The following is an 11503-nucleotide window of genomic DNA, read 5'->3' as shown; positions in this document are numbered from 1 at the left end:
GATAACGCTCACCTCCAATATGACTTACACGGCCGAAATGAAGATAGAGCACAAAGTGACCACATCGACCAGCCCAGAAGGCGGAGACGTTGCTGGTGCAGGCTGGTACACTGCTGGGACGGTTAAGAATTTCACCGCACCAACAAGAGCAGGTTATACATTCAGCCATTGGCTTGTAAATGGGACAAACTCAGGTTCCTCGGCAACTCTTGGCGTTACGATTAACGAGCCTAAGAATGTTGTCGCCGTTTACACTGCTAATCAGGTTCCCTGCAATTTAACTGTTACCACTGCTCCCGATCTTGCGCTGGATATTCGAATAGACGGAACATTGTTCACGTCTCCTAAAGGAATGATAGTAAACAGTGGTGCCACAAAGCAGATCTCTGTTGTAACTCCTCAGCAGAAGGATATTTCCCCATGGCTTACGGGAATAGACGCGAGATACGTATTCAGTAACTGGAATGATGCCAGTACTTCGAATCCCAGAAATGTGACAGTCAACACTGATATTACATATACTGCAGAAATGGACACCGAGTATCGCATCACCGTTGATTCCTCACCATCAGAAGTCTCTGAAGTTGCCGATTTCTGGACAGATAGAGGCACTGAATGGCTGTTCGACTTCAGCGGTGATTTGGGTCCTTACAACTTCAGCCATTGGTATGTCAATGGCAAAGATGTGGGAAGTGCACGTCCTCTAGAGCTATTGGTTGACAAGCCATATCACGTAACTGCCGTTTTCGCAGAGCAGCAGGCTCAGTACACTCTTACGGTTACTACATCTCCGGAAACCGGATTGAACATCAGCATTGGCGGGACTAACTACACTTCGCCGAAGACAGTTACTCTCAATAGTGGAACTGCAAGTAGTATTGGAGTCGCCTCTCCTCAAGAAAAAGAGAGATCTGGTCAGGTAGCAGGAACGGATACTCGTTTCACTTTTGTTCAGTGGAGCGATACGGTCACCAGCAATCCGAGAACTATAACCCTCAACTCCGATATGACTTACACTGCAGAGATGAAAGTAGAGTACAAAGTGACAACATCGACAAATCCTGCAGGAGGAACCGTTGATGGAGCCGCCTGGTACATGGCGGGGACGGTCAAGAATTTCACTGCGCCGGTGAGAACGGGGTACACATTCTCTCACTGGGTAATCAACGGAGCAAACATGGGCGATGATAACCCAATATCGGTGAACATCAACTCGCCGAAAAACATTGTTGCAAACTATACAGCAGAATCTACAACGAAGAACATCTACGGTACCGTTACCCCATATACGGGAAACATAAAGACTGCTGACTTGAATGAGATGGAGATACGCTCCAATACGGAAATAAGAACGACGAACGACAAACCCGAATACATCGAGAATGAGTATCTGCTGAAGGTAGAATCATTCAAGGAGGCAGAGGAATCATTCTTAACCGCCTCTCTTCCCGAGATCAAGATAATTAATAGGATTGAAGACTATTACGGTGAACTGAAGTACTTTCACGTAAGAACAACCGCTAGCGAGAAGGAGTTGAGAGGACTGCCTGGAGTCGTCCAGGTGTCTAGAAACAGCACTTTCTACGCGCTTGAAACGACGCCTAACGACACCTTCTACCCGATTCAATGGAACTATCCCCTGATGAATATGCCTCAGGCATGGGATTACACTGTCGGTTCAAGAAGCGTAGTTGTTGCGGTGATCGATTCGGGATTCAGCACCAATCATCCCGATCTCGCAGGGATCTTTGAGTCCGGTTATAACTTCATAGATAACAACACTAATGTCTCGGAACCAAGCACTTCCGAAGACAGTCACGGTACTCACGTCGTTGGAACGATCGCTGCACTCACAAACAACGGCACTGGAGTCTCGGGAGTTACCTGGGGAGGATTCGGGATTACCTTGATCCCGATAAGAGGAATCAAAGACGCAGCAGCTCTTATGAAAAGCATCATCTACGCAGTCGATCACGGGGCGAAGATTATAAACATGAGCCTCGGAGGAGCTTCAGACAGCCCGGCGGTATACGATGCGGTTAAATACGCAGAGAGAAATGGAGTAGTAATGGTTGCTGCTGCAGGAAACAACGGAAATGGAGATATCCTCTATCCCGCTCGCTATTCCGAGACTATAGCGGTCGGAGCTGTGTGGGAGGATGAGGGCACAATAACAAGGTCGAGTTACTCCTGCTTTGGTCCTGAACTCGATGTAGTTGCGCCCGGAGGGTACATGCTATCGGGCACTGATCCAAATGGAATCTACAGCACCGGCTGGACACCTGCGGAAAACACATATATGTACATGCAGGGGACCTCCATGGCCACTCCTCATGTTACAGGCCTTGTGGCTCTTTTGATGGGATCCGGCTTGACTGATCCAGACGATATCAGAAGTGTGTTGAGCAATACTGCAGTTGATCTTGGAACACCGGGCAGAGACGACTACTACGGCTGGGGGCTTGTAGATGCGGAAGGGGCTCTCGACGCCATTACCTCGCCGCAGGAGTTCAAGGTCTACTTGAGAAATCCCTCGACAAGCTCCAATATTGCCAGCACTAACCTCTCGGATTCAGGAGCGTATCACTTCAGCAATGTGAGCCTTTCTCAAGTGAAGGTATATGCCTGGAGAGACATGGATGAGAGCGGAACGATCAATACCGGAGATCTCCTCGGATACTACAACTACTCCGGAGGCGTTCCTAATCTTGCCAACGCACAGACAATAACCCTCTCCGGCGGCGACAACTGGATTGACTTCCAGTTCGCCCCGATAATTGGAGATTGATCTTTGTACAAAACGGTGAATCTTGAAGCTTCTGATTCAAGAGCCTCAAAATTCCAATAACTCAATATAGGAAGCAGCTTGAAAAGGAACGCAACCTCTGCGTTCCTTTTCCTCTTTTGTACAATCTTTCTTTTTTGGTGATCGACTAGGTATTGTATTGATTTAATCGAAAAGCCTGTTGATACAAGTTTTCAAAAGCCGATGATAGAAGTGCGGAGGCCATGAAAAATCAATTGATAAATGAGGGGAGACTCAGTAGCTCTTGACGAAAGCCGTTAGCCCTCCCTGAAAAGAGAGAATCACGGAATAGTATTTGCTCATCCTCCCCTTTAGTGCTTCGTCTATACAGACTTCAAATGATATTTCGTAAGCAACGGCGCTGATCCGGACAAAAATATGGACAATAATAACTCACACGGTCTTTATCAGGTTTTCTGTTAGAGAACGATGCCTATTTCAAGATTTCGTCCAGTTCTTCAACGCTCTCTATTCCTTCGTCTGAAATTTCGAAAAGGATTCCATCGAAGATGAATTTGACTTTTTCTCCGAGAGCAAAGACCTTTTCAACCCATTCGCTTCTATCAGCCAATTCAAAATATGCTTTGCTGAAGGCAACAAGGCTTATAGGTTCAAGTGTCTTGACCTTTTCGTCGTCCTGGATCCACGTCTCCTCTTCAAGAAAAAATCCTACGCTGTCAACAAACTTGTAGTCAGAGGCTTCACCTTCAACAAACTGATCTTGTTCCATCTCGGCAACGGACTTTGCAGCCATTACGGCATCTGCAGCGGGGGCTCCGCTGAAACCGCCCCTGTCTCCCAGGGTAGAGGTCTGTACTCTTTCAGGAGCAATCAGGTATGAGGTAAACTCGTTAATTATGTTGAATCTCTTCGAGAGAGCAATGATCTCCTGTTTCACTTCTTCTTTTGCCTCTTCTGAGAGAGAGGAGTCATACCTGAAGATATTTGCAAGATGAGCAATTCTCTTCTGTGCCCAGATCTTTGCAATAAATGGGTTGTCAGGATTCTTTGAAACTCTGAATAGATACTCGTATCTGTATCTCTCCGCTCCTCTTGTTCCTTCTACGATTACTTTCAGATCGCCCTCTTCAAAGTAAATGCCGGAGAGTCTTAGAGCCTGTCCGGAGAATAGAGAATGCGGGCCGGTCGGAAGAACCTTCGCAACCTCCGATCCTTCAACAGATATACTAACGTTTTCCAGAGCCGGCGTCTCGATCGTTCTGTACAGATCGGTCACTTTTCCTTCTATGTTTTCACCTTCGACAATATAACTTACTCTTCCGGCATTTTCCTGGACCAGTCTGTCTAGCAGTTCTGCTACGACCCCTGTTCCAACTCCGAAAGAAAACAGGTGGACATTTCTGGCTCTAGCTTCGGGAGTTGCATCGTTGATTATCTTCCCCGTGTCTGTAATTCCTTCGGTAGGAGCTCCATCTGTGAGAAAGAGGAGCACTTTGAACCTTCCCAGGTTGTCTTTGCTGAACATGTCTATGCTCGTTTGAAGAGCGTCATAGATATTTGTCATACCATCTGCCTGAATGCGCCTTACCTTCTCAATCCAGACAGCCCTTTCAGATGCATCGAGCAGGCCTCCCGTGAGATTGTGGACATGGCCATCGAAAGTCACAATCGCAAAGCGGTCGCCGGAGCGAAACATCTGAAGGACCTGCTCCAGAGCTCTCTTCGCCTGCTCAATCTTCTCTCCGTACATCGAGCCGGAAATGTCGAGAACGAAGACAACATCCTTGGGAATGATTGTCTCTTCTTTCAGTCTAGGGATAATTGTGAGAAGGAAGTATCCTTCATTCATGGCATCATCCCAGTGGGTGGCAAGAGATGAAGGTATCTCGTCTTCCGATGACGTGAGAACCAAAGCTACGTCAGAAACTGGCACGAAATCGGTTGCGCTAAAGATATAATCGCTGCCCGACGCGCTTATCATCTCTCTGAATGGGTGAGTCGGTGAATAGACCTCTGCAATCTCAGACGGGACCGAAACTCTGATGTTGACAGCTCCTATCGGCGCAGAGAGAAAGCTATCAATTTTTAAAGGATAGATCATCGAATAAGAATTAGACGAAATCTCGAGAGGCTGACTGTATTGAATCAAGAACTGGCGTTTCTCTCCCGGTTCAAAGGGGTATATGCTCATTCGGATCAGTTGAGTTCCAACGTATTCGAGCAGTGCCGGATCTTTCATTTTTGCGACGATTTCCTGATAGATTTCTCGTGCCTGATCAGCCGGCAGTACTTCTCCCTTGAAAACCTGATCTCCAATCTTCATAGTGAAGTCGCTAATCACGGCCGAAGAAGGTATTGGAAAGAGATACACCGCTTCAAGCAATCTCTTGGATGTGTTTTCAAATTCCTCCTCGATAATCACAGTTGCAATTCCGTCTTCGATTCTTATATGAACATTGTGAGTGTTCATAACAAATCCGCCTAGATCCCTTTCAACCGGATACGGTGGAACCACAACCCCGTTTGAAAAGGCAGTTGCACCAGCCAGAACGAAAAGAACCATTGCCCCAAAACCCTTCATTCTATCGCCCCCTCTTTTTCCTCACTGCTTATGACATTAGAGAAAGCTATAAAGTTTGCTTCATCAATGCGATTCAATATATGAGAATTGAGCAGCAGCTTATTATTGGCTCGAGATAGATTTGAAAATGGTATTTATCTTTACCAATGAAAACCCGGAGATCAAAGATCTCCGGGAATATCTAGCTGAACCAAAAAAATCAGAATATCGAATCAGGTTCGTAGTAGAGTTCGGCGTTATCTGCTGTAATCAGCTCGGCAGCGAGTATTATTCTTGAAGGAATCTGCTGCTGATAGAAGCCTTCTAGAGGCTGGCCTCTCATTGCGAATACGGCCATCGAAATACCGGTAGCGATCATTGACGGCGGATATGTAACGTCTGCCTTTACTAGAGGGTCATTGTCGATGATCTTCTTTATCATTTCCTTTGATCCGGCGCCACCAAGGAAGATCTTGATATCATTTCTTCCAGATTCCTTGTAGGCTTGAAGAACTCCAACAAGAACGTCGTCATCCTGCGCCCAAACAGCGTCAATCTTAGGATACTTCTGAAGGTAGTTTTCCATAATTTCCAGTCCACGTGCAGTATCCCAGTAAGCCGGCTGAGAATCCAGGATCTTAATATCTGGATACTTCGCTATGACTTCATTAAACGCATCCACTCTTTCGCTGTTGATCACGCACGGAATACCTTCAAGAACGACTATATCGCCCTTGTAATTCATGGCCTGTGCTAACCATTCGCCGGACACTCTTCCAAGACCGGGGTTGTCGCCGGCAACATACACATTTTCGACAGGCTTGGTGAGACCTCTGTCAACTGAGACAATAAATACCCCGCTGTTGTACGCTTTCTCAACTACCGGTGTGAGTGGTTCGGAGTCATGAGCAAGAATTACAAGAGCATCAATACCCTTTACCATGAGGTCTTCAACATCTCCAACCTGTTTCGCGGGTGAATCGGCAGTGACCAGGAAGAACTCAACATCGGGATCCTTTTCGTTCCAGTCCTTTATTGCCCTCTGTGCCCACCATACGATCCCACCTGTCCAGCCGTGATCTGCACTTGGGATGGCGACACCAATCTTGATCTTCTCGGCGGCAACTGCAAAAGCCGAGAGTACAAACACTACAAAGATCATAAGAACTAATGCCTTTTTCACAAAAACACCTCCTATTTCCTTTGGCCCCAACGGGGTTATTGAGCTCTCTTTCTCTGTATCAAGACCGCGCCAATTATGACTACTCCCTTGACCGTTCCTTGCAAATACGGCGAGACCCCCAGCATGTTCAGCATGTTGTTAATTATTCCGAGAGTGATCGCTCCGATTACGGTTCCCAGGATCGAGCCTGACCCACCCGTCATTGGTGTCCCACCGATTATGACTGCAGCGATAGCATCCAGTTCGTAGTTCAGACCACCATTTGTTGAACTCATGGAATTCAGCCTTGCGGATAGAAAGACGGCCGAGAATCCAACGGTAATTCCTACGGCAACGTACGAAATGAACCTTGTCAGATTGACTTTTATCGCTGAGTATTTTGCAACCTTTGGATTGGAGCCGACAGCGCAGAGGTATCTTCCATAGCGCGTCTTATTTAGAATAATTGCGAATACGACTGCGAGACTTATGAATACAACGACTGGATTTGGTATTCCCAGCACTCTTCCCATTCCCAGATCGGGAAAGAGTCTGCTTTCCGATCTGAAAACACCTGCGCTTCCGATATACAACGCCATCGATCGGAATATTGCCATAGTGCCCAGGGTGGCAATGAAAGGAGCAATCTTTCCGAGAGTAACCATCAATCCATTAAGTGCTCCCAGGCCTGCGCCAAAGAGCAGACCAACGAGAAGCGCCAGGAGTATGGCCCATGCTTCCCCCCCTGCACCGAATATCCCAACAAGCCAGTTAAGCGCGAGAATCACTACTCCGCCTACCAGAGCAACCATAGACCCAACTGAAAGATCTATCCCTCCGGAAATGATGACGAAAGTCATTCCAAGCGCTATGATTCCAGTATAAGAAACCTGCCTCAAAATGTTCAGAAGATTCTGAGTCTGAAGAAAATACGGGCTGGCGAAAGCAGATATTACGAATAGAATCGCAAGAGCTATTAATGGACCAAACTTCTCGTATTCGAATCGTCTACGGACATTTTCTCTTGCCATCTAAGCAACCCCCTTGAGTCCAGTGGCGTGAAGCATTATCTCCTCTTCGTTGATATGTTCTCCTTCAAGGATTCCAGTAATCCTTCCTTCTTTCATAACGATCACGCGATTACACATGCCTATGATTTCTTCAAGTTCAGAGGAGATTAGAATACAGGATACACCTTCCCTGACTAGCTCGTTCATGAATCTGTATATTTCTCTCTTCGCGTTAACGTCAATTCCTCTTGTTGGTTCATCAAAGATGAATATTTCGGGCTCGGGATCGAGGGATTTTGCAAGAGACACTTTCTGCTGATTTCCGCCGCTGAAGAACTCCAGTCTCGTTTTCAGAGATGCTGCCCTGATGTTGAACTTGTCTACGTACTTCTTCGTTTTCTCCTTCTCCAACTTGTTGTTGATCAGTATCTTCGAGTAGGCGGGCAGTGAAATGAGGGTGGTGTTTTTTATCATGTCGAACGAAGTGAGTACTCCGCTTCCCTGGCGGTCTTCAGACAAGTAAGCTATCTTGTTCTTTACGGCATCGATAGGAGATCTAATCTCGACTGATTTTCCGTTGATGCTGATCTTGCCGGAATCTTTCTTTCTTATGCCAATGATCGTCTCGGCAAGCTCAGTTCTTCCTGCGCCCACCAGACCAGCAAAGCCGAGAATCTCACCTTTGCGAAGGCCGAAGGAAATGTCTTCCAGAAGGCCGTGCGAAGATAGACCCTCAACTTCAAAGACAATCTCTTCAGATGGTGAAACCTTCTCGGGAAAGACCTGGCTAAGATCACGACCTACCATCCTCCTCGCCATTTCTTCTTCATCTGCCTCGTCGGTTTGGCTGATGCTGATAGTCTTTCCATCTCTCAGAACCATAACCCTGTCGCAGATTTCCCGGACCTCTTTAAGTTTGTGAGATATGTAGATGATCGTGACACCGCTTTCTTTGAGATTTCTCATTAGGTCAAAGAGAGTCTCAATCTCATTTAGAGTCAAAACTGTTGTCGGTTCATCCATTATCAGAAGCTTAGAATCAAATGCAATTGCCTTTGCTATTTCGACCATCTGCTTTTGGGCTACGCTAAGCCTTTCAATCTTTTCCTCTGGATGTATTGATTTCTTGAGCTCCTCAAGAAGCGAGACAGTCCGCTTCTTCATCTCTCGCTTCTTGAGAAAGCCTTTGCTCGTAATCTCACTGCCTAGAAAGATGTTTTCATAGACGTTCAGCTCGTTGATCAGATTGAATTCCTGTGGAATCATGGAGATGCCTATCGCTTTTGCATGCAAGGGGTCCTTAATATCTACTTCATTACCCTCAAAGAAGACCTTTCCCTCTGTGGGTGTGTAGATTCCACTGAGAATCTTAACGAGAGTAGACTTGCCGGCGCCATTTTCTCCGATTATCCCGAAGATCTCTCCCTTGTTTATCTCGATGCCAACATTGTCGAGAACCCTGACCCCTGAGAATTCCTTAGAAATTCCTTGGGTCTCTATTAGGACATCACCCATCAGGTCACTCCTCAACTTCTCATTGAGTCGTCAAAAGCGACGTTTGAAGGCTCAAAGTCAACTTTTCTCACAAAATCTGCTGCCTCTTTAGCTCCGAACTCTCTTTCCATTCCACTGTCTTCCCATTCTACTGATAAGGGGCCGCTATAACCTATTCTATTCAGTTCTCTAATTATCTCTTCAAAATCAACATCACCGTGACCGAGCGACCTGAAGTTCCATCCGCGTCTAGTGTCACCGAAGGTCATCATCGATCCGAGTATCCCTGCCCTTCCGTCCAACGTCACTGCTGCGTCCTTCATATGTACATGATAGATCCTTTCAGCGAAGTCCCTTACGAAAAGGTGGGGTTTGACTCCCTGCCAGATTAGGTGGCTTGGATCGAAATTAAAGCCAAGCGTTTTTCTGCCATCGAATGCTTTTAGCAACCTTTCAGCAGTGTAATAATCGAACGCAATCTCAGTGGGATGAACTTCGAGGGCGAAGGTAATTCCTTCGGCATCAAACTTATCGAAAATAGGCGTCCAGAGATCAACTATCTCTTGATAAGCATCTTCCACCATTTTCTCCGTTGTCTGGGGGAACGAATACCAGAACTTCCAAACAGGGGAACCCGTAAAGCCGGTCACCGTGTAACAGCCCATGTTCTTCGCGGCCGTTGGCGCGTACATCATCTGCTCGATGCCCCATGCTCTAATCTTTTCAGGACTTCCTTCACAGCTTGCCGGCGCGAAGCCGTCCAGTCTGACATCGTAAAGATCACCTACACATTGCCCCATTAAGTGTGCTCCGATGGCCCAGCACTTTAAATTGTATTTTTCGAGGATTCGCCTCCTCTCATCGACGTACTTTGGATCCTTCGCAGCCATCTCGAGATTCATATGATCGCCCCAACAGGCTATCTCCAAACCATCATATCCCCATGAACTGGCCTTTTCACAAATTTCTTCGAAAGTGAGGTCGGCCCACTGACCGGTAAATAGCGTAACAGGTCTCTTACCCATAATAAAGCCTCCTAATCACAGATCTAGCCAAACGCTTCCCTTCTGGGAGCTCTCGACTGCCTTTCCAATGAATCTAACTCCTGCCAGACCATCCTCCACTGTGGGGAAGTCGGCGCCAGACAGATCTTCTCCATTTTTCTTTTTTATAAGAGTCGTTGCGAAATTCCTGTATATGTTCGCAAAAGCCTCGTAGTAGCCCTCAGGATGTCCCGCAGGTATTCTGGAGACGTTTGCCGCAGAGGGGAGCATATAACCTCCGCCTCTTGAAAGAATCTGAACCGGTTCCCCCACATAAGCAACCTTCAGGTAGTTAGGGCTTTCCTGATCCCATTCTATAGAACCCTTGCTTCCGAAAACTCTCACCTTAAGACCATTGTCGTGACCGATTGCAACCTGAGATGCCCAGAATACTCCTCTGGCCCCATTGTCGAATCTGACGAGAATCTCAGCGTTGTCATCCAGCGATCTGCCGGGAACAAACGAGTCCAGACTGGCACAAAGCGAGCTCAGTTTCAAGCCTGTAATATAAGCCACAGTGTTTTCAATATGGCTTCCAATATCTCCGACACAATTAGATTTCCCTGTCTGAGAGGGGTCGGTTCTCCAGGAAGCCTGCATATTCCCCGTGTCTTCTAATCGAGTGGCCAGCCAATCCTGTGCGTACTCGCCCATGACAACTCGAACTTCTCCAATATCGCCCCTTAGTACCATTTCTCTGGCATGTTTGACCATTGCATAACCAGAATAAGCGTAGGTGACCGCGAAGAGAAGATTCTTCTCTTTCGCAAGAGCAGCCAGCTCTTTTGCTTCTGATTCATCAACAGTAAGAGGTTTCTCACAAACAACGTTAATACCTGTTTCGAGAAATTCCTTTGCGATTGGGAAGTGAGTGGCATTTGGGGTGCAGATACTCACAAAGTCTATTCCATCTTCTCTAGCAGACTCTTTGGAGGCCATTTCCTTGAAATCTTTGTAGACTCTATCGTCAGAAACGCAGAGTTTCTTCGCGGTTCTAACTGTGTCGTCGTAATAGATCGAGAAACAGCCAGCAACAAGTTTTGCAAGACCGTCCATCGCTATTGCTTTTCTATGAACATCACCAATAAAAGATCCTTCGCCTCCACCTACCATTCCGTATTTTAGCTGACCCGCTGAGGCGACCTCTTTGCCTTCAATCATCTCTCTCACCTCGAGTATATTTGTTTTTCTTACGGCAGAAAACAGAGAAAAGGAGGAAATTCCCCTATTCTCTAAAATTATAGCTAAAATTGGACTGAATTCTTGCATCATATCTGGCTCAAATAACAGGAGGAAAATGGAAGAATTTTGTGAGAAACTGAATTGATTTTTGCTGTTTTCATTAGATGAACCGTAATCATCTCAGATCGTTCCTGGAGCGCTTAGAAGACGCTTGCACATATGTTGCCATAGTGCCTTTAATTTTTTGCTCCATAAAAATATTTATCCAGTGGAATAAGGGCGACG

Annotated in this window: 7 protein-coding genes; 1 reads left to right on the top strand and 6 read right to left on the bottom strand. The window is 46.5% G+C overall.

Features of this window, described 5'->3' with window-relative positions; translation table 11 throughout:
• A partial coding sequence (locus ENN47_08385) for a peptidase S8 (GenBank protein HDP78185.1) occupies positions 1-2788 on the top strand: 2788 nt, incomplete at its 5' end.
• Between the two features lie 451 nt (positions 2789-3239).
• Here the strand turns inward: ENN47_08385 and ENN47_08380 are convergent.
• The 6 genes from ENN47_08380 to ENN47_08355 all read right to left on the bottom strand — a co-directional run bounded on the left by ENN47_08380 (position 3240) and on the right by ENN47_08355 (position 11197).
• The gene (locus ENN47_08380; GenBank protein HDP78184.1) at positions 3240-5348 is read right to left on the bottom strand and encodes a VWA domain-containing protein; all 2109 of its coding nucleotides are present in this window, start codon (positions 5346-5348) and stop codon (positions 3240-3242) included.
• 199 nt (positions 5349-5547) lie between these two features.
• Positions 5548-6510: a ribose ABC transporter substrate-binding protein gene (locus tag ENN47_08375; protein HDP78183.1), complete on the bottom strand. Its 963-nt coding sequence runs from the start codon at positions 6508-6510 to the stop codon at positions 5548-5550.
• Positions 6511-6545: 35 nt separating this feature from the next.
• On the bottom strand, positions 6546-7520 hold the full coding sequence (locus ENN47_08370; GenBank protein HDP78182.1) for an ABC transporter permease: 975 nt from the start codon (positions 7518-7520) through the stop codon (positions 6546-6548).
• Complete coding sequence (locus tag ENN47_08365) at positions 7521-9014, bottom strand: sugar ABC transporter ATP-binding protein (GenBank protein ID HDP78181.1); 1494 nt, start codon at positions 9012-9014, stop codon at positions 7521-7523. It lies immediately after the preceding gene.
• Between the two features lie 11 nt (positions 9015-9025).
• Positions 9026-10018 (bottom strand): sugar phosphate isomerase/epimerase, encoded by a 993-nt coding sequence (locus ENN47_08360; GenBank protein ID HDP78180.1) that lies wholly within the window; start codon positions 10016-10018, stop codon positions 9026-9028.
• Positions 10019-10033: 15 nt separating this feature from the next.
• Positions 10034-11197 carry a Gfo/Idh/MocA family oxidoreductase gene (locus tag ENN47_08355; protein HDP78179.1) on the bottom strand — a complete coding sequence of 388 codons (1164 nt, stop codon included), beginning with the start codon at positions 11195-11197 and terminating at the stop codon, positions 10034-10036.
• Between the last annotated feature and the right edge of the window lie 306 nt (positions 11198-11503).

The organism is Mesotoga infera (genome assembly GCA_011045915.1).
GTDB classification, from domain to species: Bacteria; Thermotogota; Thermotogae; order Petrotogales; family Kosmotogaceae; genus Mesotoga; species Mesotoga infera_D.
This window is presented reverse-complemented; position numbering and strand designations above follow the sequence as displayed.

Bases quoted from the DNA above. Each gene is read 5' to 3' on its own strand.
- ENN47_08380 (HDP78184.1), bottom strand. From the start codon at position 5,348: ATGAAGGGTTTTGGGGCAATGGTTCTTTTCGTTCTGGCTGGTGCAACT.
- ENN47_08365 (HDP78181.1), bottom strand. From the start codon at position 9,014: ATGGGTGATGTCCTAATAGAGACCCAAGGAATTTCTAAGGAATTCTCA.
- ENN47_08370 (HDP78182.1), bottom strand. From the start codon at position 7,520: ATGGCAAGAGAAAATGTCCGTAGACGATTCGAATACGAGAAGTTTGGT.
- ENN47_08355 (HDP78179.1), bottom strand. From the start codon at position 11,197: ATGATTGAAGGCAAAGAGGTCGCCTCAGCGGGTCAGCTAAAATACGGA.
- ENN47_08360 (HDP78180.1), bottom strand. From the start codon at position 10,018: ATGGGTAAGAGACCTGTTACGCTATTTACCGGTCAGTGGGCCGACCTC.